The sequence below is a fragment of the Brevundimonas sp. KH_058 genome, from assembly GCF_057838505.1.
In genome coordinates, this window is the sequence record NZ_CM174469.1 from 2,653,146 (window position 1) to 2,676,351 (window position 23,206).

Sequence of the window (23,206 nt, forward strand, 5' to 3'; positions counted from 1 at the left end):
CGGGGAGGATTCGCGCCATGAGGCTTCGTCTCCTCCCTGCGAAGCGGGGAGGTGGCGCGGCGCGCCTTCGCGCCGTGACGGAGGGGTTCTGCGCCGCATCACTGACGTCTGTGGGGCGGAAAGAGCCCCTCCACCGCTTCGCGGTCCCCCTCCCCACGTTGTGGGGAGGAGACGTTGGGCGTCAGTCTTCGGTCTTGGTCTTTTTAGCGGGCGCCTTCTTCGCCGGAGCCTTCTTCGCAGCCGGTTTCTTGACTGCGGCCTTTTTCGGGGCGGCGGCCTTCTTGGCGGCCGGGGCCTTCTTCTTGGGCGCGGCGCCGGCCTTGGCGGCGAGCAGGGGGAGGGCGTCTTCCAGGGTCAAGTCTTCGGGCGCCACGCCCTTGGGCAGGGTGGCGTTGATCTTGCCGGACTTGACGTAGGGACCGAAGCGGCCGGCCATGACGTGGATCGGCTCGCCCGTTTCCGGGTGGGCGCCCAGGTCTTTGAGCGGGGCCGTGGCGGCGCCGCGACCGGGACGACCGGCGCGCTTTTCGGCCAGCAGGGCGACGGCGCGGTTCAGACCGACCTCGAACACCTCGTCGATGTCCGAGACATTGGCATAGGTGCCGGCGTGCAGGACGAAGGGCCCGTAACGGCCCAGGCCCGCCGTGATCATCTTGCCGTCCTCGGGGTGGACCCCGACCTCGCGCGGCAGGGCCAGAAGGCGCAGGGCCTGGTCCAGCGACAGGGAGGCCGGCGACCACCCCTTGGGCAGGGACGAGCGTTTGGGCTTGTCGCCTTCGGGTGGCGTGATTTCGACATAGGGACCGAAACGACCGATCTTCAGCTGAACCGGCTGACCCGTTTCCGGGTCGATGCCCAGTTCGCGGTCGCCGCTCTCGGCCGAACCGTCCTCAGCCGAGGGGCTGGCGACGGGGCGGGTGTATTTGCACTCGGGATAGCGTTCGCAGCCGATGAAGGCGCCGAAGCGGCTGGTCTTCAGGCTGAGCTGGCCGATATGGCACAGGGGGCATTCGCGAGGGTCGGAGCCGTCTTCCTTGGCCGGGAAGATGTGGGCGCCCAGGCTTTCGTTCAGGGCGTCCAGGATGGCCGTGGTGCGCAGTTCGCCGGCGGCCTGCGTCGCGGCTTGGAAGTCCTGCCAGAACTCACGCAGCAGCAGCTTCCAGTCCAGTTGACCGGCGGACACTTCATCCAGGCGGGTCTCCAGCGCGGCGGTGAAATCGTATTCGACCCATTTGGCGAAGAACTGCTCCAGGAAGGCCGTGACCAGCCGCCCCTTGTCCTCGGGATAGAAGCGGTTCTTGTCGACGCGGACGTATTCGCGGTCGCGCAGGGTCGACAGGGTCGAGGCGTAGGTCGAGGGGCGGCCGATGCCCAGCTCTTCCAGCTTCTTGACCAGGGTGGCTTCGGAATAGCGCGGGGGCGGTTCGGTGAAATGCTGGTCGGTGCGGATGGCGTCGACCTTGGCCTTGGCGCCTTCCTTCAGCGCGGGCAGGCGGCTGGTGTCGTCGCTCTCGTCCTCTTCGGCGCCCTTCTGCTTTTCGTCGCGACCTTCCTCATAGACGGCCATGAAGCCGTCGAAGGTGACCACCTGGCCGGTGGCGCGCAGGCCGGTGAGGCCGTCGGGCGTCTCGATCTCGACCGTGGTGCGGTCCAGGCGGGCGGCCTCCATCTGGGAGGCGACCATCCGTTTCCAGATCAGCTCATAGAGCCGCTGCAGGTCGGATTCGAGGCGCACGGTATCGGGATGGCGGGCGATGTTGGTCGGCCGGATCGCTTCGTGCGCTTCCTGAGCATTCTTGGCCTTGGTCTTGTAATAGCGGGGTTCCTGCGGAACGAAGGCCGGGCCGAACTGCTGGCTGATGACCTCGCGCGCCTGGGCGATGCCCTCGGGCGTGGTCTGGACGCCATCGGTCCGCATATAGGTGATCAGGCCGCCGGTTTCGTCGACGCCCTCATACAGTTTCTGCGCCGCCTGCATGGTGCGCTGGGCGGAAAAGCCCAGCTTGCGCGAGGCTTCCTGCTGCAGGGTCGAGGTGGTGAAGGGCGGCGCCGGATTGCGGCGGATCGGCTTCTTCTCGACCGAGTTGATGGTGAAGTCGCCGGCGTCGATAGCCGCGCGGGCGGCGGTCGCGGTCGCCTCATCCTTGATATCCAGACGCTGGACGCGCTTGCCCTCATGCTTGACCAGGCGGGCGGTGAAGGGCGGGCTGTCGGCGTTCAGGTCGGCCTCGATGGACCAGTATTCCTGGGCCTTGAACTTCTCGATCTCCATCTCGCGATCGACGACGATGCGCAGCGCGACCGACTGGACGCGGCCGGCCGAACGGGCGCCCGGCAGCTTGCGCCACAGGACGGGCGAGAGGGTGAAGCCCACCAGATAGTCCAAGGCGCGGCGGGCCAGATAGGCGTTCACCAGCTCCATGTCGATCTGGCGCGGCGCGGCCATGGCGTCGAGGACGGCGGACTTGGTGATGGCGTTGAAGGTGACGCGTTCGACGTGCGTGTCCTTGAGCACCTTCTTCTTGCTCAGCACTTCCAGCACGTGCCAGCTGATCGCTTCCCCTTCGCGGTCGGGGTCGGTCGCGAGGATGACGCGGTCGGCGCGCTTGGCGGCCTCGGCGATTTCGGACAGGCGTTTGGCGCCCTTGGCGTCGGCCTCCCAGTGCATGGAAAAGTCGTCGTCGGGCAGGACCGAGCCGTCCTTGGACGGCAGGTCGCGGACGTGGCCGTAGGAGGCCAGGACTTCGTAGTCCGGGCCGAGATACTTATTGATGGTCTTGGCCTTTGCGGGGCTCTCGACGATGACGAGGTTCATATCTGTCCGGTCTCGGGAAGGGGCGCGAACGTGGTTGGAGCGGGGCCGTGAGTCAATCGCACCTGTCGTCTTACAGCCTAAGGTAGTTGTGTTTTAATGAAGCGCGGTTAGATTGTGGTTCTGGCAACGGAGACGATCATGGCGACGGCGCGAAGCGAAAACACATCCGCGACGGAGTTCCGATCGGACATCGAGGCGGCGGCCTTTCCCACGCGGGAATATATCGGCGCCATGGCGCTGGAAATGGCCCGGCTGGCGCGCGACGAGGGCGACGTGCGGCTGGCGGGGATGCTGGAGCAGGTTGCGGGCGTTGCGGGTCATCCGCCGGCCTAGGTGGACGCCAGCCCGCCGGGCAGCAGGTCGGCGCGGCCGGTCAGGCTGAGTTCCAGCAGGGCGGCGGCGACCTGGGAGACGGGCGCGGCCAACGCGCGGGCGATCTCGTCGCGGGGCGTCGGCGTTGGCGACAGCAGGGCGGCGACCCGGTCGAGGAAGGCGTCGTCGATGTCGTCGTCGAATCTCATTTGATCCGCCGCCGGCTCGCGCAGGGTGCGCAGGGTGTTGAAGGCGCGGTCGATGTCCTCGATCCCCTCGCACAGGATGGCGCCCTGACGCAGCAACTCGTTGGGGCCGCGGGCGCGGGGATCCAGCGGCGATCCGGGCACGGCGAAGACGTCGCGGCCCTGTTCGGCGGCGAGGCGGGCGGTGATCAGGGAGCCGGACCTGATCTCGGCCTCGACCACCACGACGCCGCGCGACAGGCCCGAGATGATGCGGTTGCGGCGGGGGAAGTCTCTAGCCTGGGCGCGGGCGCCGACGGGGCTTTCGGAGACGATGCAGCCCTGGTCCGTCAGGCGGGCGTAGAGGTCGGCGTGTTCGGGCGGATAGATGTCGTTCACCCCGCCGCCCAGGACGGCGACGGTCCCGGTCTGGATGCTTCCTTCGTGGGCGGCGGCGTCGATGCCGCGCGCCATGCCCGAGACGACGATATGGCCGGCCTGACCCAACTGTTGCGCCAGACCGCGCGCGATGCGCTGACCGCCCGCCGAGGCGATGCGGGCGCCGACGATGGCGACCGAGGGCTGGTTCAGCAGGTCGGCGCGGCCGCGGGTCCACAGGATGGGCGGGGGCGGATCTAGCGCAGCCAGCAGCTCGGGATAGTCGGCGTCGCCCAGCACCAGCAGGCGGGCGCCGATGGCGTCGCCGGCGGCCAGTTCACGCTCAACCGCCTCGACCGGCGGGGGCGTGGAAGCGGCGCCGGACTTGCGCACTAGATCGGGCAGGGCGTCCAGGGCGCTGGCGGCGGACCCATAGCGGTCGATGAGTTGGGCGAAAGTCACCGGACCGATGCGGTCGGTGCGGGCGAGCCGCAGCCGGGCGAAGCGTTCGGCCGGGCTCAGGCTCACGCCTTCTTGGCCCCGATGCGCGGTTCCTCGCCCTTCAGCAGCCGGGCGATGTTCTGGTGGTGACGCACCCAGATCAGGACGGCGGCGAAGACGGTCAGGGCGAGGATGGGCAGGCCCACCGGCAGGCCGACGACGGCGAGCGGCAGCAGGGCCAGCAGCGGTGTGGTCGCCGCCGAGATCAGGGCCGCCAGCGACGAATAGCGGAACAGGAAGGCGCAGATCAGCCAGACCGCGCCCGCCATCAGGCCCAGCGGCCAGGCGGCGGCGAGCAGCAGGCCATAGAAGGTGGCGACGCCCTTGCCGCCCTTGAAACCCAGCCAGACGGGGAAGAGGTGGCCCAGGAAGGCCGCGCCGCCCGCGATGGCGCCGGCCAGTTCACTGCCGAACAGGTGGCGCGCGATCAGCAGGGCGACCGCGCCCTTGCCGGCGTCCAGCAGCAGGGTGGCCAGGGCCAGATCCTTGCGGCCGGTGCGCAGGACGTTTGTCGCACCGATATTGCCCGAGCCGATATTGCGCACGTCGCCGGCGCCGGCCGCGCGCGTGATCACCACGCCGAACGGAATCGAGCCGAGCAGATAACCGCCCAGCGCCACGAGCGCCAAGGTCCCGATCGCGGGGCCTGCCAGATCCTGCACGTTGATTCGCTCCCCGCGTGTCGTTGCGGCAAAATGCGTCGGCGCGCGGCGCGGAGCAAGCGCGATCCGACCTCTTGACCCGATGATCGGCGCGGCGTCTGGTCCGCCCGCCTTGCCGGAGACTGTCATGACCCGAATCCCCGCCGCCGTCGCCGTGGTTTTGCTGTTGTCCACGGCAGGTTGCGTCGGCGCGCCGCCTGCTAGCCCGACGCCTGTCGGCGGGCCCGCGCTGGCCGCCTATTTCGACTGCGTGCGCGACGGCGGCGTGGCGGTCTCGGCGCACCGTGCGGTCTCGGCGCTGGATCAGCCCGAGAACTCCATCGCCGCCATCGAGGCGACCGGACGGGCGATTCCCAATGCGATCCTGGAGCTGGATGCCGTCCTGACCAAGGATCAGCATCTGGTGCTGATGCACGACGAGACGATGGAGCGGACGACCACCGGGCGCGGCCGGGTGGCGGACCTGACCCTGGCCCAGGTGAAACGGGCGCGGCTGAAGGCCTCGAACGGCGCCCTGACCCGCGCCGCTCCCCCGACCCTGGGCGAGGCGCTGGACGCCGCCGGGCGCGTGGGGGCCATCGCCAGCATCGACCTGAAGCCCGCCGACGGCGAGACGACCGTGGATCTGGCGCGGGCGGTGATCGATCAGGTGCGCCGGTCGCGGGCGGGAAATCGCGTGATCCTGATCACCTATAACGAGGCCGATGCGCGGGCGGTGGCGGCCATGGCGCCCGAGATGATGATTTCGGCCGGGTTGAGCCGCGTGGAGGACCTGCAGGGGTTGTACGCGCCACAGATCCTGGCCTGGACCGGGACACGCGAGGAACGGCCAGCCCTGTGGCGCGCCCTACGCGACGCCGGCGTGGAGGTTCAGTTCGGCACGCTGGGCCGGGAAGGCGTACGCCGCGACGACCGCTACGCCGGCGACGGCGACGTGTCGGAATACCGCGACCTGGTGCGCCAGGGCGTGACGGTGATCGCCACCGATACGCCGCTGGCGGTCAAGTCGGTGCTAGGCGCCGAGGTGGCCAAGGCTGCGACGTGCGAGCGGCCGCGCTGATCAGCGTTTTGCCGGCAGCACCGCCATCAGGGCGCGGGTGAAGCCGATGGGGGCGACGGTCAGGTGGTCTTCGTCGGTCAGGACTGTGGATCGGACCGTCAGGCCCGGATAGGCGCGCGATTTCAAGGTGCGCTCCATCGTGCGGACATCGGCGACCATGTCCGCGCCGGAGGTGTTGCGACGGTCGGGGCCGGGCACCTCCCAGCCGCCGATGTACATGAAGACGTCGGCGGGCAGGTCGCGATGGGTGCGGGCGTAGTCGGCCTCCATCCCCATGATGTGGCGCTTGTCATACCAGAAGGACGGGCTGCCCAGGACATAGGCGTGGAACAGGCCGGGGTCGGTGAAAAGGATCTGTGCGCCCAGCAGGCCGCCGTAGGAATGGCCCAGCAGGACGCGGCGCTCGGGATCGGCGCGGAAGCGGCTTTCGACGAAAGGCAGGGCCTGGGTCTTCAGATAGGTCTGATAGGCGGGGCCGCCGCCTTGGAGCATAGAGCTGGAACTGCGGGGGCCGTTCGGGGTCGGCGTGTAGTCGCGGTTTCGACTGATCGTGCCGCTGTCGCCGCGCGAATAGGACAGGCCGACGAGGATGAACTCCTCTATCACGGGGCCGTCCAGGTTCACGCGCCGGGCGATCTGACGGATGATCGGGAAGGCGTAGTCCGCGTCGGTGACATAGAGGACTGGATAGCGGCGCTGGGGGCTGGTCTCGTAACTGGCGGGCAGGCTGACGAAGACCTGATAATCGCGGCCGGAGGCGGGGTCCGGCACGGTCCAGACCTGGGTTCCCGTCAGCACATAGGGCGCGCCTTCGGCCGCGTCAGGCGCAGGCGAGGACTGCGCGTCGGCCCGTTCCGAACAGCCCACGACGGCGCCGGCCAGCAGAACCAGCCCCAGGCCAGCCGTGCGTTTCCAGATCTTCATGACCGATTCCCCCGATAAGCTTCACTTTGAGTGAGCCTAGGGCGGAATGTGGCGGAAAGCCGGAGGGTCAGTGAACCTTGCGACCGCCCACCCAGGTTCCGATCACCTTGCCCTGGAGCCTGCGGCCGTCGAACGGGGAGTTCTTGGATTTGGAGTGCAGGGCGTCGGCGTCGACGATGATGGGGGCGCCGAGGTCGAACAGGACCAGGTCGGCGGGGGCGCCCTCGGCCAGCACCCCGGCGTCGAGGCCTAGCAGGGCGGCGGGGCCTTGCGTCAGCGGGCGCAGCACGTCCAGCAGGTCCAGACCGGCCTCGTGGTGCAGGGTCAGGGCGGCGGGCAGCAGGGTCTCCAGCCCGATGGCGCCGGGCGCGGCCTCGGCGAAGGGGCGGCGCTTGTCCTCGGCCGGGGCCGGGGCGTGGGCGGAGGTGATGACGTCGATCAAGCCCTCGCGCACCCCCTCGATCAGGGCCTGACGATCCGCTTCGGAGCGCAGCGGCGGGTCCAGCCGGTAGAAGGTGCGATAGTCGCCGATGTCCACCTCGTTGAAGCACAGGTGGTTGATCGAGACGCTGACGGCGACCTCCAGCCCCTTGGCGCGGGCGCGGGCCAGGGTGTCCAGCGCGCCCTCGGTCGAGATCTGATCGACCAGGAAGCGGGCGCCGGTCTGTTCGACCAGGGCCAGGTCACGTTCCAGCCCGATGCGCTCGGCGATGGCCGGGCTGCCTGACAGGCCCAGGCGGGTGGCCAGTTCGCCCGAGGCGGCCACGGCGCCTTCGGTCAGCCAGGGATCGGCCGGACGGCAGGCGATCAGGGCGTTGAAGGCGGCGGCGTAGCTCATCACCCGTTGAAGGGTGCGGCTGTTGACGATGACCTTGTCGCCGTCGGTGAAATACAGGGCGCCGGCCTCGTCCATCAGGCCGATCTCGGCCATGCGCTGGCCGTCCAGGGCCTTGGTCGCGGCGCCGGCGGCGCGCACATTGACCAGGTTCAGGGCCGCGCCGCGCCGCTGGATGAAGTCGATCATCGCCGGGTCGTCGACGGCGGGATCGGTGTCGGGCTGGACGACGATGGTGGTCACGCCCCCGGCGGCGGCGGCCAGGCTGGCGGACTTCAGCGTCTCCTTGGGCTCTGCGCCCGGTTCGCCGGTCTTGACCCGGATGTCGATCAGGCCAGGGGCGAGGCACAGGCCGTCGGCGTCGATGATCTGGTCGGCGTCGATGGGCGCTGCGCCATGGACGACGCGGACGATGCGACCGTCCTCGATCAGAAGGCCGCCGGGACCGTCATAGTCGGTGGCGGGGTCCAGCAGGCGGGCGTTGATGATGGCGACGGTGGTCATCGGGCGTCCCCCCAACGGGCGGAGAGGGAGGCGAGGACGGCCATGCGGGCGGCGACGCCCATCTCGACCTGATCCTGGATCAGGGAGACGTCCAGGTCGTCGGCGACATCGGAATCGATCTCGACGCCGCGGTTCATCGGGCCGGGATGCATGACCCGGGCGCCCGGCTTGGCCCAGGCCAGCTTCTCGCGGTCCAGACCCCAGAAGCGGAAATACTCGCGGGTCGAGGGCACCAGGGCGCCGGCCATCCGCTCAAGCTGAAGGCGCAGCATCATGACCACGTCGCAGCCTTGCAACCCCTCGCGCATGTCGTGGAAGACCTCGCAACCCCAGCGGTCGGCGTCGCCGGGCACCAAGGTCGGCGGCCCGATCAGACGCACCCGCGCGCCCATCATCTGAAGCAGGGCGACGTTGGAGCGGGCCACGCGGCTGTGAGTGATGTCGCCGCAGATGGCGACGGTCAGGCTGGTCACATCGCCAAAGGCGCGGCGCATGGACAAGAGGTCCAGCAGGGCCTGGGTCGGGTGTTCGTGGCGGCCGTCCCCGGCGTTGACGACGGCGCAGCCGACCTTCTGGCTGAGCAGTTCGGCCGCGCCCGAGGCCGAGTGGCGGATGACCAGGATGTCGGGTTTCATGGCGTTCAGGGTGACCGCCGTGTCGATCAGGGTCTCGCCCTTCTTCACCGAGGAGGAGCCGACCGGCATGGTCACCACGTCGGCGCCCAGCCGCTTGGCGGCGATCTCGAACGAGGAGGAGGTGCGGGTCGAGTTCTCGAAAAACAGGTTCACCACCGTGCGCCCGTGCAGCAGGTCCAGAGCCTTGGACGACTGGCGATTGAAGTCGACGAAGGCGTCGCCGAGATCCAGCAACTGCGGGGTGACGAACGGATTGAGGTCCGACGCGGCGAGGAAGTGGGGTTTCGGGAACGGGACCAGCCGATCGCGGATGGTCTGGTCGGTGACGTCTGAGGGCTGGGTCATCGAGACGCGGCTATAGGCGTGACTCGGTCTGAACGCGAGTCAGACGAAGTGGAACAGCGCCAGAAGAATGGGGATGACCACGGCGCTGCCTACGGTGGTCAGGGCGATGACGCCGGCGATCAGGGGCGCGTCGCCGCCCATCTGACGCGCCAGGATATAGGAGGCGGCCGAGCCTGGCGCGGCCCCGCAGATCAGGGCGATGCCCTGGGCCAGGCTGTCGCCGCCTAGGGCCCAGGCGATGAACCACATCAGGGGCGGCATGACGCCCAGCTTGACCAGGGTGACGGCGGCGATGGTGGTGCGGCTGCGCCGGACCTCGGCAAAGGACAGACCTGCCCCGGCGACGATCAGGCCCAGCGGCAGGGCGGCGGCGCCCAGCAGGTTCAGGGCGTCGGACAGGCCGGGGATCAACGGCACGCGCAACAGGTTCAGCGCCAGGCCGATCAGGCACGCCAGCAGGATCGGATTGGCCAGCATCGACTTGATCAGACCCAGCACCGAAGGCTCGCGCCGCAATGACCCCCATTTGGCCAGCACGGCGACGCAGGCGATGTTGGTCACCGGAATGATGAAGGCGATGGCGACCGCCGCCATGGCCGTGCCTTCCGAGCCATAGACCGACTGGATCACCGGCACGAAGACGAAGCTGTTCCAGCGGATCACGCCCTGGAAGACGCTGGTGTAGGCCGGTCCGTCCAGGGTGATCAGGGGTTTGGCCGCCAGGGTCGCCGCCGCCACGATCAGGGTCGCCCCCACCGCCGCCGCGCCCGCGACCGTCGCCCCGCCGCCGGCCAGGTCCGCGTGCCAGATCGCGGGGATCAGGAAGCTGGGGTAGAAGATGTTGATCGACAGCTTCTCGATCGGCCGCCAGGCCTCGTCGGGCAGGAAGCCGGATTTTCGCAGCCCATAACCCAGGGCGATCATCAGAAAGACCGGCAGGACGCCGGCGATCAGGGCCGTCAAATCCAGGTCGCCTGATCCCGCACCCGATCCAGCGCCCCTTGCAGAATCCAGGCGGCGGCGGTGCGGTCCACGACCTGAGCGCGGCGCTTGCGGTTAAGGTCCAGGTCCTCGATCAGGAACCGCTCGACGGCGCTGGTGGACAGCCGCTCGTCCCAGAAGGCGATGTTGATCGGACGCAGCCGTTCCAGATTGCGGGCGAAGGCCCGGCACGACTGGGCGCGCGGGCCTTCGGTGCCGTCCATATTGGCCGGCAGGCCGATGATCAGGGCCGAAACCTTGCGATGGGCCATCAGCTTGAACAACTGTTCGGCCTCCAGCGTGAACTTGGACTTTCTGATCAGCTCCAGCGGCGAGGCGATCAGGCGCGTGACGTCCGACACGGCGACGCCGATGGTCTTCTCGCCCAGATCCAGGCCCATCCACGGCGTGTCGGGCGGGCAGGCGGCGGGCAGGTCGAGGAGGTCGAGAACGGGCACGGCCTGCGGTTAGGACTGGCGCGGCCTTAAGTCAAAGGCGATGGTGCACCGTAACCTTGATCAGGGGCGACAGTCGCGGCTGTAAGCCTCTTCATAAGGCTTTTCGAAACAGGCCAGGAAGCCGTCGAGCACATCGAGGTTGAGCGGCCAGGTCAGCTCACGGCCATACCTGGCCTTGAAGTTCGCCGAATCCTCCTCGAATCCCGGAGGAGGCGGGATGAGCGCGAGCCGGTCACGAGAGGCTTGCAGCATTGGACGGTCTCTTAGAAGAAACGCGACCGTGCCGATGGCGTAGTGTTCCTTGCCTCCGATAGAGCTGGGGCTGACGCCCGCCAGCAGCAGTCGAACAGCCTGATCATTCTGGCCCAGGGCGGCCCTGATCTGGCCTTCGTGCCAATAGTTGGTGTGAAGCTGATCGCTGGTGAAATCCCTCCAGCGGGCCTTGCGATAGGCGGACAGCAGTTCGGCCGCCGCCTCGCGGCATTCGCGTCTGTTGCCAAGCGGTCGCCAGCCACCCTGAAGATCTTGATCGAAGGCCTCGACCGAAAGCGCCAGCATGGCCTCGCGGTCGTAGGCGCAGACATCGGGAGCTGGCGTAGATTGCAGAACGGCGGCGAATAAGACGGCGAAAAGCATCGAAGCACCCCCGGATTGTGCGAACTAACTCCATGCTTGCAAATGCGGCATCAGTTGGACGCGCCGTGTCCTTGTTAATCCGCCCGGACGCCGCTAATCCGACCGCTTCGTTTCATTCTGTGTGTTGGAGGGCCGCATGGCCATCGACGCTGCGACGGTGCGCAAGGTTGCGCATCTCGCCCGCATCAAGACCCCCGAGGACCGGCTGGAGCCGCTGGCGCAGGAGCTGAACTGCATCCTGGCCTGGATCGAGCAGTTGGACCAGGTGGATGTCGAAGGCGTGGAGCCGATGACCTCGAACGTCGCCCAGCCCCTGCGCCTGCGCGAGGACGTGGTGACCGACGGCGACAAGATCGACGCCGTCCTGTCCAATGCGCCCAAGTCGGCGGACGGCTTCTTCGTCGTGCCCAAGGTGGTCGAATAGTCATGAGCGACCTGACCAAACTGACCCTGAAGGGCGCTGTCGACGGCCTGAAGGCTAAGGAGTTCTCCTCGGCCGAAATCACCCAGGCCTTCCTGACCAACATCGAGGCCGCCAACCCGACGCTCAACGCCTATGTCGAGGTGACGGCGGACAAGGCCATGGACATGGCGCGCGCGTCCGACGCCCGCATCGCCGCCGGCGAGGGTGGGGTGCTGGAAGGCGCGCCGCTGGGGATCAAGGATCTGTTCTGCACCGAAGGGGTGCAGACCACGGCCGGCTCCAACATGCTGCGTGGGTTCGTGCCGCCGTATGAATCGACCGTGACCGCCAATCTGTGGCGCGACGGGGCGGTGATGCTGGGCAAGCTGAACATGGACGAGTTCGCCATGGGCTCGTCCAACGAAACCTCGGCCTTTGGTCCGGTCGTGAACCCGTGGAAGTCGGCCAACTCCAACGCCGAGCTGACGCCGGGCGGGTCTTCGGGCGGTTCGGCCTCGGCCGTGGCGGCGGACCTGTGCCTGGCCGCGACTGCGTCGGACACCGGCGGTTCGATCCGCCAGCCTGCCGCCTTTACCGGCACGGTCGGGATCAAGCCCACCTATGGCCGCGCCAGCCGGTTCGGCATGGTGGCCTTCGCCAGTTCGCTGGACCAGGCCGGGCCGATCACCAAGACGGTCGAGGACGCGGCCCTGCTGCTGCAATCCATGTGCTCGTTCGACGCCAAGGACTCGACCAGCCTGGACATCCCGACGCCCGACTGGACCCAGTCGGTCGGCAAGTCGGTCAAGGGCCTGCGCATCGGCGTGCCGCGCGAATATGTCGTGGACGGGATGCCGGCCGAGATCCAGGCCCTTTGGGATCAGGGCGTGGCCTGGCTGAAGGACGCCGGCTGCGAGATCGTCGAGATCAGCCTGCCGCACACCAAATACGCCCTGCCGACCTATTATATCGTGGCGCCGGCCGAGGCCTCGTCGAACCTGGCCCGCTATGACGGGATGCGGTTCGGGCACCGGGCGGAGGAGTTCAAGTCGCTGGACGACCTGTATGCGACCTCGCGCGCGGAAGGGTTTGGCAAGGAGGTTCAGCGCCGCCTGACCATCGGCGCCTATGTGCTGTCGGCCGGCTTCTACGACGCCTACTACGTCAAGGCGCTGAAGGTGCGTCGCCGCATCGCCGAGGACTTCGACAACGTCTGGGGCCAGGTGGACGCCATCCTGACGCCGTCGACGCCGTCGGCTGCGTTCGCGATCGGCGACAAGCAGATCGACCCGCTGACCATGTATCTGAACGACGTCTTCACGGTGACGACCAATCTGGCCGGCCTGCCGGGGATTTCGGTCCCCGCCGGTGTCGATTCCGGCGGTCTGCCGCTAGGCCTCCAGGTCATCGGCAAGGCGCTGGACGAGGCGACCGTGTTCCAGGTCGGCGCTGTGCTTGAACAGGCGGCGGGCTTCACGGCTAAGCCGAGCAAGTGGTGGTGAGATAACTTCTCCTTGTCGGAGAAGCGAAGGGGCCGGCGGATCGCCGGCCCCTCTTTAATTATTCGGCCGAGAGCGCCTTCAGATCGGTGTCGATGGCGGCGATCTTGGCGTCGGTGATATTGCCCTGGGAGTAGGGGGCGACCTGGCGCAGGGTCATGCCTTTGAACTGGCCATAGGCGGGGTGTTTGTCGAGGCCGGGCAGGTGCTTGTCCAGGACCGCCTTGGTCGCGGGATCGGCGATCAGGGCCTCGATGGAGCTGTCGATGGTGGGATGGGCGGCGTGATTCTCGTGTTCCGGGGCGAGTGTCGGGACTGGCGCGGTCTGGGCCGAGGCGGCGCCGGCCAGCAGCAGGGAGGCCGCGGCGGCGGCGGCGAACAGGGTCTTGGTCATCGAAATCTCCGTTGGGAGGCGCAAGTTGATCGCCTTTCGCGACATCATCAAGACAGCCCCCTTTCTCGCCGCCGACGAGGGCGCTAGGACGGACGGATGACCGACACCGCTACGAACTCGAAAACCATCAAGGGCCGCACCGGCGATTGGGAAATCGTCATGGGGCTGGAAATCCACGCCCAGGTGGCGTCGAAGGCCAAGCTGTTCTCCGGGGCCGCCGTCGGCTTCGGCGCAGGGCCGAACGAGCAGGTGTCGCTGGTGGATGCGGGCTTCCCCGGCATGCTGCCCACGCTGAACAAACACTGTGTCGAACAGGCGGTGAAGACCGGCCTGGGCTTGCGCGCCCAGATCAACAGGCGCAGCCAGTTCGACCGAAAGAACTACTTCTATCCCGACCTGCCGACCGGCTATCAGATCAGCCAGCTCTATTATCCCATCGTGGGCGAGGGCGTGGTCGAGGTGGAGGCCGAGGACGGCAGCTTCTTCAACGTCGGCATCGAGCGGCTGCACCTGGAGCAGGATGCGGGCAAGCTGATCCACGACCTGTCGCCGACCGAAAGCTATGTCGATCTGAACCGGGCCGGCACGGCGCTGATGGAGATCGTCTCGCGCCCCGACCTGCGCACGCCGGACGAGGCAGTCGCCTATGTGAAGAAGATCAGGACCATCCTGATCTATCTGGGCACCTGCGACGGGGACATGGAGAAGGGCAATCTGCGGGCCGACGTGAACGTGTCGGTGTGCCGTGTCGGGAACTATGAAAAGTTCAAGGCGACGGGCGAATTCGGCTATCTGGGGACGCGCTGCGAGATCAAGAACGTCAATAGCTTCCGTTTCATTTCTCAAGCGATCCAGTATGAGGCGCGCCGCCAGATCGAGATCCTGGAGGACGGCGGTTCGATCACCCAGGAGACGCGGCTGTATGATGCGACGGCCGGCGAGACGCGCTCGATGCGGTCCAAGGAAGAGGCGCAAGACTATCGCTACTTCCCCGATCCCGACCTGTTGCCGCTGGACCTGGAAGAGGCCTGGATCGCCGAGATCAAGGCGTCGCTGCCGGAACTGCCGGACGACAAGCGCAAGCGTCTGATGGCCGACTATGGGCTGTCGCAATACGACGCCATCGTGTTGATCTCGGAACAGGCCAAGGCGGACTATTTCGAAGAGGCGGCCAAGGGCCGTGATGCCAAGCTGGTGTCCAACTGGGTCACCAACGAGGTCTCGGCGCGCCTGGCGGCAGACAACAAGGACTTCAGCGAGAACACGCTGCCGGCGGCGCATGTGGCGCAGCTGGTCGAACTGATCGAGACGAACGTCATCTCGTCCAAGATCGCCAAGGAGGTCTTCGATCACGTCTGGAACGGCGAGGGCTCGCCGGCCGAGGTGGTCGAGAAGCATGGCCTGAAACAGGTCACCGACACCGGCGCCATCGAGAAGGCCGTGGATGAGATCATCGCCGCCAACCCTGACAAGGCGGCGGCCGTGGCGGACAAGCCCCAGGCCATCGGCTGGTTCGTCGGTCAGGTGATGAAGGCCACGGGCGGCAAGGCCAATCCGGCAGCGGTCAACGACATCCTGAAGGCCAAGCTGGGCCTTTGATGCTTGGGGGCTGCGGCCCCCAAACCCCCAGCTGGTCGCTAACGCTCGCGACGCGGTCGCTCGCTGCTTGAGCGACGCGTTCAACTAAAAAGGCCCCGCGGATCGCTCCGCGGGGCCTTTTCAGTTCTGGGCTTAGGCCGAAGGCGGCGTGGGCGGGGTCGGCGGTTCGGGGGGAGCCGGCGGGACCGGCGCATCCGGATCGGTGGGCTCCGTAGGCTCGGGGGGCGCCGGCGGCGGGGCAGGTTCTTCGCCCGGCGGGGGAGCCGGCGGCGCAGGAGGTGTGGGCGCGTTCGGATCCCAGGACGGCGGGGGCGTCGGATGGTGCGGCGTCTGCTGATCGACCGGCGGCGGCGGGGGAGGCGCGGTCGGGGCTTGTTGGGCCGTCGCGGCGCCGGCCAGCAACAGCGAGGAGGTCAGGGCGGTCAAGGCGATCTTCATGGGGAAATTTCCTTTACGAGAAATGGCGTCTTGAAGGCGTTCGGGCGTCGTCGGGGATGGCGACGACGAGCAAGGTCGGAGCCTAACGAGGCCGTTTTTCGTCCCCTATTCGTGGAGTAGTTCTGGGGGCTGGATGCTTGGGTCGTCTGTCGATCACCTGGCGAAACGCGTTTTCGCCGGGGCGCGGATACATGCCGATGCAGTCGCGGAGAGGTCGCGAGGCCCCATTCGAAGGTCACGGCAGGGCCATGGTTGGGCGTTCGGCGATGCGCCAAAAGACGAAAAAGCCCGACGGCCGGGGGCCGTCGGGCTGAAGCTTCGAAATCGTCAGGCGGTCACCAGCGCCAAGCGTCACGGATGACATCGACAATATAGCCGTCGTATTCGTCGATCAGATAGATGGTGTTGTCGACGGAAACCCAGCGCGTGCCCTCGGGCGGATAGCCCAGGCCGTAGGTGCGCCAGTCGTTCAACTGATACCGCCAGAAGGTGTCCGGCAGATACTGGCCGACCGACCATGTGCGGTTCCAATACGAGCGTGGGACGCTGTAGTAGCCCCAGCCTGGCGCGAAATAGAAGCCGGCGCGGATACCGTTGTAGCCTCTGAAACGATTGTCGTTCCTCCACCAGTCGGAGCGGTGGTTGCGATAGAAGTCACGCCGCCACTGGTCGCCGTTGAAACGCTGGCGGAACTCGCGGTGCTGGCGGTCGCGGTCGCGGCCGTTGTTCCAGCCCGAGACCGGGACGGTCGGGGCGTTGACCGCCGGCGTTTGGACGGTCTGGGCGGTTCCAGCCATTGCCAGGCCGATCCGGGCGTTGGCCGCCGGTGCTGGGGCGGTCAGGACGATTCCATCCGCCGTCAGGCCGCTCCGGGCGTTGGCCGCCGGTGTTGGGACGGTCAGGCCGGTTCCAGCCGCCCTCGGGTCGTTCGGGACGTTGGCCCCCGGTGTTCGGACGGTCGGGTCGGTTCCAGCCGCCTTCGGGTCGGTCGGGGCGTTGGCCGCCAGCGTTAGGACGGTCAGGCCGGTTTGCGCCACCGTCGGGCCGGTCAGGACGTTGGCCGCCGGTGTTCGGACGGTCGGGCCGGTTCCAGCCGCCTTCGGGACGGTTGGGGCGTTGGCCGCCGTTGCTGGGTCGGTCGGGGCGCTCGCCGCCGGACGGCCGTTCGGGGCGCGGCGTGTTGTTTGCAGGTCGGCTGGGGCGTTCGGCACGCGGTTCGCGCGGTGCGTCCTCGCGGCCCATCTGGGAGCGTTCCGGGCGGTTCACGCCGCGGGCGCGGCCTTCGCGACGCGGTTGGTCCTGCTGAGCCTGGTCCTGGGCCAGGGCTTGGACCGGCGCTGCGAGCGGGCCGGAGACGGCGGCGATGGCGGTGAAAGCCATCAAGAGGCGTTTCATGGTCTTTGGTTCCTGCACGCCGGTTTTCCGGCGGCTTGAGGGGATGATCGACCTGTGGCGATGAACCCAGGCTGAACATTGTTCGCAATCAAGGGACTGGCCGAAAAAAGAGAACCCCGCAGACAGGGCCTGCGGGGTCCGAAAGGTCGATCTGTGGCGGGGCCTAGTAGACGCCCGACAGGACACTGGCGATCAGGCCGCTGGCGACGGCGATCATCAGGATGTCGTTACCGGCGTGGACGTAGCGATAGCCGTGCGGGGCTTCGCGAAGGCCGTAAACATAGGGATCGCGCACATAATAGTTGCGATACTGGTCAGGCAGATAGCCGCCCGTGCGCCAGCGATAGTTGCTGTAGCGCGGCTCTACCTGATGGTAGCCGTAGCTGGGCGCGTACCAGAAGCCCGCCCGCGGACCGTCGTAGCCGCTGAAGTCGGAGCGCCCGCGCCACCAATCGCGATTGTTGCGATCCGAGTGGTCGTTACGCCAATCTCGGCGATCGTTCCGGTATCCATGACGGTCTTCGCGGCGATCAGGACGATGGTCCTGGCGGCCGTCGTAACGGTCGCCGCCCCAATTGCTTCGGTCGTTGTGGCGGTAGTCGCGACGGTTCTGGCGATGCTCCTGACGATACGCGTGGCCGCGGTCCTGCGCCTGAACGAGCATCGGCGCGGCCGTGGTCGACAGGGCGATGGCGACGACGGCGACCTTGGTGAGGCGGTTCATCTTCATGCTCCATTCTGGGTCGACGACGGATATGCCGATCCGACCCGTTGATGACGGCGAGGTTCGGTTCGGTCGCCTGAACGCGTCCTGAACGACCCTGTCAGGTTCCGGGAGCGGTCGTGGTCTCGCATCGCGCGCAGGCGAGAGACGTAAACGAGAGATTTCGCAGAGATTTCCGAGGCATGAATCGCTTCGGCAGTATTCATTTCTGCTTTACTGAAAAGACTGGTCGATCCCGTTTCGCGTTAACTTTAACTTCAAACCGCGGGTATTTGATGGCGTCTCAGAGGCGGGCCCAGAATGGCGCCCGATCAGGAGATACGGTGATGAACGCGCAAGAAATGGCGCACGACCTGCAGACCCCGCAAGAGGGCCTGCCGCTGCCGACCCCGGACATGTCCGGCGACGACCTGTTCAAACTGGGCATGATGTATTCCGCAGGTTCGGGCGGTTGCCCGATGGACCGGGTGTCGGCCCACATGATCTTCAACCTGGCGGCCATGAAGGGCTCGATCGAGGCACGCGTCTATCGCCGCGAGATGAGCATGGAGATGGAACGCGAGGAGATCGCCGAGGCCCAGAAGGCCGCGCGGCGCTACATCGATCAGGGCGTGGTGCAGTTGGTCGCCTAAAAGGGATGTAGGCGACCTTTTAGAACTGGGCGAATCCTCTGCCGTTCGATCCGTTGATCGAGTAGGTAAAGCCGATGGGCAGGGCGGCGCGGACCTGGGTGAAGAAGGCCGCCAGTTCGCCCAGGGTCGAGCGGGGTACGAAGATGATGTCGCCCCGCCGCAGGGCAATGACCTCGCCGCGACGCGGACGCAGGTCCACCACCCGCATCATGCGCGATCCGCCGGGACCGCGACGGATCAGGGCGACGCGATCCTGACGCGAGGTGGGCGCGAAACCGCCGGCCTGGATCACCGCCTGATAGGCATCCAGATCGCCGATCATTTCGAAGACGCCCGGCGTGCGGACCTCGCCGTCGACCCAGACGCGGATCGGGCCGGCCTGACGCAAGGTCACCTCGACCGTCGGCCGCACCAGTTGCGGCGCATAGGCCGCCGACACCACCTGCTGCAACTCGGGCAGGGTGCGATCTCCCGCCATGACCGAACCGATCAGAGGCAGGGCGATGCGGCCGTCGGGGCCGATCTTCACCGTGCGGGTCAGTTCCGAAGCCGTCGGCGTGGCCACCTCGATCTCGTCGCCGGGATAGAGCAGATATTCCGGCTCCTGATCCGTCCAGTCGGCGAAGGGAATGCCGGGCAAGTCGCCGTTCGTCGGCTGTTCGACGCGATGGACGCCGCCCGGCCGGGGCATCCGCGAGGCGTTTCCACCGCCGCACGCCGCCAGCGAGGCCGCGATGGAGGCTGAACCCAGGGTCAGCAGGAACAGGCGGCGATCTGACAGCATGAGAATCGGTCGGCCTCGACGAGGAGATTTGAGCCAACTTCGCCGATCATGGGTAATCATCGGTTAACGCCGGTGGGCGAAGGGTGATCGGGACAAATCTTCAAGGGATTCGGCCCGCTCGATGCGTTCCACGGCACATATCACGACAAGACCGCGCTATGGCGTGCTGGACGTGATCGGCCTGCTGTTTCGCGAACTGCTGCTGATGATCATCGTCTTCGTGGTGATCCTGGCGCTGGGGTTCGCGGCGACGATGACGCTGAAGAAGAGCTACACCGCCACCGGATCGGTCTTCGCCGGCGTAGGTCAGGAATACGTCTATCAGCCGCGCGTCGGTACGGCCGAGCGAGGCCAGGCGCCGCAGGGGGACGAGGTCGCCAACTCCGAAGCCGCCATCCTGGGGTCGGGCGCCGTGCGCCAGAAGGTGGTCGAGGCCCTGGGCCCCGCCGCCATCCTGGGCGAACAGACCAGGGGCGGACCGGAAAAAGCCGAGGCGGCCGCGCGACGCGTGATCGGAACCAGCCTGGGCGTCGCCACGGCGCCGGGCAGCGCGGTGATCCACCTCAGCTACAAGGCCGACGATCCCGAACGGGCGGCGCGGGTTCTGAACGCCGTGATCGAACAGTATCTGGTCTATCGCCGAGAGGTCTTCCAGGACAAGACGCCGGCCATCGCCAGCCAGCGCGTGGCCTTCGAGGACGAGCTGGGCAATGCGGACCGGGCGTATGAAACCTTCCTGATGTCCAACGACATCGGCGATTTCGCCGCGGCCAAAACGACGCTGGCGGCGACCTATCAGACGGTCTTCACCGATCGGATGTCGACGCAGAGCCTGTTGAACCAGACCAGCCAGCGGCTGAACACCCTGATGGCGCAGCAGGCGGGGACGCCGGCGGAGGTGGCGCTGCAGCAGGATCTGAATATTTCGGCCCAGGATCAGGTGCTGCAACTGCGCACCGAGCGCGAGCAACTGCTGTCGCGGTATCAGCCCGACGCCCAGCCGGTGAAGGACATCGAGGCACGCATCGGCCAGCTTCAGGCCTATGTCGCGACCGGCACGGCCGTGGGCGCCAAGGAGGTCCGCACCGGGCCGAACCCCGTCTGGACCGAGCTGGAGACGACGCGGATCAATACGCGGGCCGAGCGGGATTCGCTGGCGGCGCGTCTGTCGGTCCTGGATCGGCAGCTGAACGATATTCGCGCCCGCCAGACGCGATTGACTGCGCTGGAATCCGAGAACACGACCCTGGCCGGCAATCGCGAGGTGCTGAGCGCGTCGATCCGCGAGTTCCAGCAGCGAGAGACGCAGAGCCGCGCCGACAACGCCCTGGTCGCCGCCGGCGCCGACAATGTCACCGTCATCGAGCGCGCCCAGCCTCCGTCGACGGGCAAGAGCCTGAAGATCCCGCTGCTGGCGGCGGTCTTCCTGTTCGCGGGCTTCACCGCCTTGTGCGTCGGCCTGTTGCGGGTGTTCACGCGGCGCGGGTTCACGACGCCGGCCTCGGTCAGCCGGACGCTGGACATGCCGGTTCTGGCCGTCGCGCCCGCCAAGGCGGCTTAGCGACAGTCGTGCTAGATTAGGGCGTAAGGGAGCGCCTTGGCGATTCGATGGTCGATCTGACTTCAGAAATGGCGGGCCTTTGGGCGGCGCTGGGACCGGCGCCGGCGCATCGCGCGCGCGTCATCCAGTTCGCCTCGGCCGCGACGGGCGAGGGCGTTTCCACCGTGGCGCGCGAGTTCGCCCGACTGGCGGCGGTGCGGGCGCGCAAACCCGTCTGGCTGATCGACGGCGACCTGGCCCAGCAGGGGCAGTTGGAGACCGTGTCGGCCGAGCCGGATCGGTTCGGTCAGGTCGGCAAGGCGGCGCAGGCCTCGCCCGACGGGTCCAGCTTCTACGCCGTGACGCCGCGCGTGACGGGGCGCGACGGCAAGCCAGTGCCGGATTCGCGGCTGCTGACGGCGCGGTCGTGCCTCGGCGGCCGGCTGTGGGTGACGCATTTCCACATGGAGGCGCTGCGCTCCGGCCATCGTGTCGAGGCGGTCGGAGAGCCTCGCTATTGGGAGGCCTTGAGGCGCCACGCCGACACCATCGTCATCGACGCCCCGGCCGCCGACCGCAACGACATGGCGATCATCCTGGCGCCCTTCGTGGACATGACGGTGCTGGTGGTCGCAGCCGAGAGCACGGCGGCCAGCGCCCCGGTCATCCTGCGCGACGAGATCGAGGCCGTGGGGGGGCGGATCGCCGGGGTGGTGATGAACCGCTCGACGTATAAGCCGCCCAGTTTTTTGCAGCGGCTGACGGGCTGACCCCCTTCCAAATGCGGTGATTTCGGTGTCCGATTTCGGACATTCGCATAGAAAATTAGGGGGTTGAGCCGGAAATGGGCTCAGCTGCGGCGCCTTTACGCACGTCGCGCATTGTGCGGCCATGACAAAGTCAGTCGCATTCGTCGGAGCGGGGCCGACAACCCTCTATGCGCTTCATGCCCTTCTCTCGCGAGGTGTGGTCTCGGCGCAAATTACGGTCTTCGAGGCCAGCCAGACCGCCGGATGCGGCAGCCCCTACAGTTCGGATTGGAACGACAGGGCGATGCTCTCGAACATCGCCAGCATAGAAATCCCTCCACTTCGGGACACTCTGGCGGATTGGCTCGCTAAACGGACGAACGCAGAGCTTGAGGCGCTGGATGTCGATCCTACGTCTCTCGACGAGCGAACCTTCGTTCCACGCATCGTCCTGGGCCGATATTTCGAGACCCAGTTCGCGATCATGGTGGACCAGGCCCGCGCCGCCGGTGTGAGCATTGAGGTCCGAACGGGATGCCGCGTTATCGACGCCGCAAACAGAAATGAAGGCGTGGAGCTGACCTTCATGTCGCCGCCGTCGCAACGCGTGACAAGGGCGGTGTTCGACCACGTTGTTCTGGCCACCGGTCACCAGTGGCCGTCGCGCCAGCAAACCCAGCCTGGCTATCTTCTCAGTCCGTGGCCGGCGTCGGTCCTAACGGATATTCCGGCGACGAGCGTCGGCATCCGCGGTTCGTCGCTGACGGCCATCGACGCAGCGGTCGCGCTCGCTACGTCGCATGGCGAGTTTAGTCACCGTCACGGGCAACTAATCTATAAGCCCGCGCCAGATACGGACAGCTTTCGCATCACCATGATGTCGCGAAAGGGCCTGCTCCCGGAGGCCGACTTCTATTTCCCGCTGCCGCATCCGCCGCTTGCGTATTGCACCCCACAGGCGGTCGCCGCCGCCATGGCCCGAAGCCCGGTCGGATTGCTGGATGCGGTGTTCGATTTGTTTCGACGGGAACTGATCGATCTGGATCCCGACTACGCCGCCGAAACGGGATTGCACGACGCAACGCTAGAGACCTTCGCCGAAGCGTATTTCGCCCGGCGCGCAAAGGTCGATCCCTTTGTCTGGGCTGTCGCCAACCTTGAAGAGGCGCGGACGAACCATGCTGCAAAGGTGACGGTGGCATGGCGCGACGGCATCCTTCGCATGCATGAGGTCGTCGCTGTCATCGTGCCCCATCTGGATGCCGAGCAGTTCAACCGTTTCAACCGCGCCTTCAAGCCGGTCTTCGTCGACATCTATGCCGGCGTGCCTCATGAATCGATCGAGCGAATGCTGGCCTTGCACGCAGCCGGCAAGCTGGAAGTCCTGGCCCTTGGCGACGATTATGAAGTCGACGCACATTGCCCCGAGGGCGGGGCACGCTTGACGGTCGAGGGCGAGACCCACCACTTCCCGATCCTCATCGAGGCCACGGGTCAGGCGGCGTTGAGCGGCATTCAGTTCCCGTTCCTGTCGCTGCTGGAACAGGGGATCGTTCGAGACGAAGTCGCCAATGACGCGCCCGATGTGGTCAGGGGGATCGCCGTCGATGAGCTGTTCCGGCCCGTCAATGCACCTCTACCCATGGACAGGCTGTTCTGTCTGAGCCTGCCGTTTCTCATGGGGCGGCATCCCTTCGCACAGGGGATCACCAGTTCACACGAGATGGGGGGGATCGTCGGTCGGCGGCTGGCGTTGATCCTGGATACCGCAAAGCCTGTGGTCGATCTCGCCGAAACGGCGGCCTGAAGTGAGGGTTG

General features: G+C 67.0%; 23 protein-coding genes. 9 read left to right on the plus strand and 14 right to left on the minus strand.

Features of this window, described 5'->3' with window-relative positions; all coding sequences use genetic code 11:
* Positions 1 to 181 precede the first annotated feature (181 nt).
* Entirely contained in the window at positions 182 to 2,815 is a 2,634-nt protein-coding gene (gene topA / locus AC3ISA_RS13110; RefSeq protein WP_489178203.1) for a type I DNA topoisomerase, read from the minus strand.
* 138 nt (positions 2,816 to 2,953) lie between these two features.
* On the opposite strand from topA, the gene AC3ISA_RS13115 reads away from it, so the two are divergent.
* Complete coding sequence (locus tag AC3ISA_RS13115; protein ID WP_159844650.1) at positions 2,954 to 3,148, plus strand: hypothetical protein; 195 nt, start codon at positions 2,954 to 2,956, stop codon at positions 3,146 to 3,148.
* Here the strand turns inward: AC3ISA_RS13115 and dprA are convergent.
* Positions 3,145 to 4,218, minus strand: a complete 1,074-nt coding sequence (dprA, locus tag AC3ISA_RS13120; RefSeq protein ID WP_489178204.1) for a DNA-processing protein DprA — start codon at positions 4,216 to 4,218, stop codon at positions 3,145 to 3,147. The genes AC3ISA_RS13115 and dprA overlap by 4 nt on opposite strands.
* Positions 4,215 to 4,853: a glycerol-3-phosphate 1-O-acyltransferase PlsY gene (gene plsY, locus AC3ISA_RS13125; protein ID WP_489178205.1), complete on the minus strand. Its 639-nt coding sequence runs from the start codon at positions 4,851 to 4,853 to the stop codon at positions 4,215 to 4,217. The genes dprA and plsY overlap by 4 nt, the downstream gene beginning before the upstream one ends.
* 127 nt (positions 4,854 to 4,980) lie before the next feature.
* Between plsY and AC3ISA_RS13130 the strand changes: the two genes are divergently transcribed.
* Complete coding sequence (locus AC3ISA_RS13130) at positions 4,981 to 5,913, plus strand: glycerophosphodiester phosphodiesterase family protein (RefSeq protein ID WP_489178206.1); 933 nt, start codon at positions 4,981 to 4,983, stop codon at positions 5,911 to 5,913.
* On the opposite strand, the gene AC3ISA_RS13135 is transcribed toward AC3ISA_RS13130, so the two are convergent.
* The 6 genes from AC3ISA_RS13135 to AC3ISA_RS13160 form a co-directional block, all read right to left on the minus strand.
* Positions 5,914 to 6,837, minus strand: a complete 924-nt coding sequence (locus AC3ISA_RS13135; protein ID WP_489178207.1) for an alpha/beta hydrolase — start codon at positions 6,835 to 6,837, stop codon at positions 5,914 to 5,916. It abuts the gene before it with no gap.
* 67 nt (positions 6,838 to 6,904) lie between these two features.
* The gene (gene pyrC / locus AC3ISA_RS13140) at positions 6,905 to 8,176 is read right to left on the minus strand and encodes a dihydroorotase (RefSeq protein ID WP_489178208.1); all 1,272 of its coding nucleotides are present in this window, start codon (positions 8,174 to 8,176) and stop codon (positions 6,905 to 6,907) included.
* Positions 8,173 to 9,156, minus strand: coding sequence for an aspartate carbamoyltransferase catalytic subunit (locus AC3ISA_RS13145; protein WP_489178209.1), 984 nt, complete (start codon positions 9,154 to 9,156; stop codon positions 8,173 to 8,175). The genes pyrC and AC3ISA_RS13145 overlap by 4 nt, the downstream gene beginning before the upstream one ends.
* Before the next feature lie 39 nt (positions 9,157 to 9,195).
* A complete protein-coding gene (locus AC3ISA_RS13150) occupies positions 9,196 to 10,119 on the minus strand; it encodes an AEC family transporter (protein WP_489178210.1) in 924 nt (307 codons plus the stop codon).
* On the minus strand, positions 10,116 to 10,595 hold the full coding sequence (gene ruvX / locus AC3ISA_RS13155; RefSeq protein ID WP_489178211.1) for a Holliday junction resolvase RuvX: 480 nt from the start codon (positions 10,593 to 10,595) through the stop codon (positions 10,116 to 10,118). The genes AC3ISA_RS13150 and ruvX overlap by 4 nt, the downstream gene beginning before the upstream one ends.
* A 60-nt stretch (positions 10,596 to 10,655) precedes the next feature.
* Positions 10,656 to 11,231 carry a hypothetical protein gene (locus tag AC3ISA_RS13160; protein ID WP_489178212.1) on the minus strand — a complete coding sequence of 192 codons (576 nt, stop codon included), beginning with the start codon at positions 11,229 to 11,231 and terminating at the stop codon, positions 10,656 to 10,658.
* A gap of 136 nt (positions 11,232 to 11,367) precedes the next feature.
* Here AC3ISA_RS13160 and gatC point away from each other — a divergent pair, with 136 nt between their 5' ends.
* Both gatC and gatA read left to right on the plus strand, forming a co-directional pair.
* Positions 11,368 to 11,655: an Asp-tRNA(Asn)/Glu-tRNA(Gln) amidotransferase subunit GatC gene (gatC, locus tag AC3ISA_RS13165; RefSeq protein ID WP_489178213.1), complete on the plus strand. Its 288-nt coding sequence runs from the start codon at positions 11,368 to 11,370 to the stop codon at positions 11,653 to 11,655.
* A gap of 2 nt (positions 11,656 to 11,657) precedes the next feature.
* A complete protein-coding gene (gatA, locus tag AC3ISA_RS13170; RefSeq protein ID WP_489178214.1) occupies positions 11,658 to 13,136 on the plus strand; it encodes an Asp-tRNA(Asn)/Glu-tRNA(Gln) amidotransferase subunit GatA in 1,479 nt (492 codons plus the stop codon).
* Positions 13,137 to 13,194: 58 nt separating this feature from the next.
* On the opposite strand, the gene AC3ISA_RS13175 is transcribed toward gatA, so the two are convergent.
* A complete protein-coding gene (locus tag AC3ISA_RS13175; RefSeq protein WP_489178215.1) occupies positions 13,195 to 13,527 on the minus strand; it encodes a hypothetical protein in 333 nt (110 codons plus the stop codon).
* A gap of 96 nt (positions 13,528 to 13,623) precedes the next feature.
* Between AC3ISA_RS13175 and gatB the strand changes: the two genes are divergently transcribed.
* Positions 13,624 to 15,126 carry an Asp-tRNA(Asn)/Glu-tRNA(Gln) amidotransferase subunit GatB gene (gatB, locus tag AC3ISA_RS13180; protein WP_372691761.1) on the plus strand — a complete coding sequence of 501 codons (1,503 nt, stop codon included), beginning with the start codon at positions 13,624 to 13,626 and terminating at the stop codon, positions 15,124 to 15,126.
* A 132-nt stretch (positions 15,127 to 15,258) separates the two neighbouring features.
* Here gatB and AC3ISA_RS13185 read toward each other — a convergent pair whose 3' ends face one another.
* The 3 genes from AC3ISA_RS13185 to AC3ISA_RS13195 form a co-directional block, all read right to left on the minus strand.
* Positions 15,259 to 15,564: a hypothetical protein gene (locus AC3ISA_RS13185; protein WP_489178216.1), complete on the minus strand. Its 306-nt coding sequence runs from the start codon at positions 15,562 to 15,564 to the stop codon at positions 15,259 to 15,261.
* 335 nt (positions 15,565 to 15,899) lie between these two features.
* Positions 15,900 to 16,775: an RcnB family protein gene (locus tag AC3ISA_RS13190; RefSeq protein ID WP_489178217.1), complete on the minus strand. Its 876-nt coding sequence runs from the start codon at positions 16,773 to 16,775 to the stop codon at positions 15,900 to 15,902.
* Between the two features lie 347 nt (positions 16,776 to 17,122).
* The gene (locus AC3ISA_RS13195; protein WP_489178218.1) at positions 17,123 to 17,683 is read right to left on the minus strand and encodes an RcnB family protein; all 561 of its coding nucleotides are present in this window, start codon (positions 17,681 to 17,683) and stop codon (positions 17,123 to 17,125) included.
* A gap of 326 nt (positions 17,684 to 18,009) precedes the next feature.
* On the opposite strand from AC3ISA_RS13195, the gene AC3ISA_RS13200 reads away from it, so the two are divergent.
* The gene (locus AC3ISA_RS13200) at positions 18,010 to 18,315 is read left to right on the plus strand and encodes a sel1 repeat family protein (protein ID WP_372691765.1); all 306 of its coding nucleotides are present in this window, start codon (positions 18,010 to 18,012) and stop codon (positions 18,313 to 18,315) included.
* A 19-nt stretch (positions 18,316 to 18,334) separates the two neighbouring features.
* Here AC3ISA_RS13200 and AC3ISA_RS13205 read toward each other — a convergent pair whose 3' ends face one another.
* On the minus strand, positions 18,335 to 19,099 hold the full coding sequence (locus AC3ISA_RS13205; RefSeq protein ID WP_489178219.1) for a polysaccharide biosynthesis/export family protein: 765 nt from the start codon (positions 19,097 to 19,099) through the stop codon (positions 18,335 to 18,337).
* A 121-nt stretch (positions 19,100 to 19,220) separates the two neighbouring features.
* On the opposite strand from AC3ISA_RS13205, the gene AC3ISA_RS13210 reads away from it, so the two are divergent.
* The 3 genes from AC3ISA_RS13210 (at position 19,221) to AC3ISA_RS13220 (ending at position 23,195) form a co-directional block, all read left to right on the plus strand.
* Positions 19,221 to 20,660, plus strand: coding sequence for a GumC family protein (locus tag AC3ISA_RS13210; RefSeq protein WP_489178220.1), 1,440 nt, complete (start codon positions 19,221 to 19,223; stop codon positions 20,658 to 20,660).
* Positions 20,661 to 20,707: 47 nt separating this feature from the next.
* Positions 20,708 to 21,409 carry a P-loop NTPase family protein gene (locus AC3ISA_RS13215; RefSeq protein ID WP_372691768.1) on the plus strand — a complete coding sequence of 234 codons (702 nt, stop codon included), beginning with the start codon at positions 20,708 to 20,710 and terminating at the stop codon, positions 21,407 to 21,409.
* A 121-nt stretch (positions 21,410 to 21,530) separates the two neighbouring features.
* Positions 21,531 to 23,195, plus strand: coding sequence for an FAD/NAD(P)-binding protein (locus AC3ISA_RS13220; protein WP_489178221.1), 1,665 nt, complete (start codon positions 21,531 to 21,533; stop codon positions 23,193 to 23,195).
* Positions 23,196 to 23,206 lie beyond the last annotated feature (11 nt).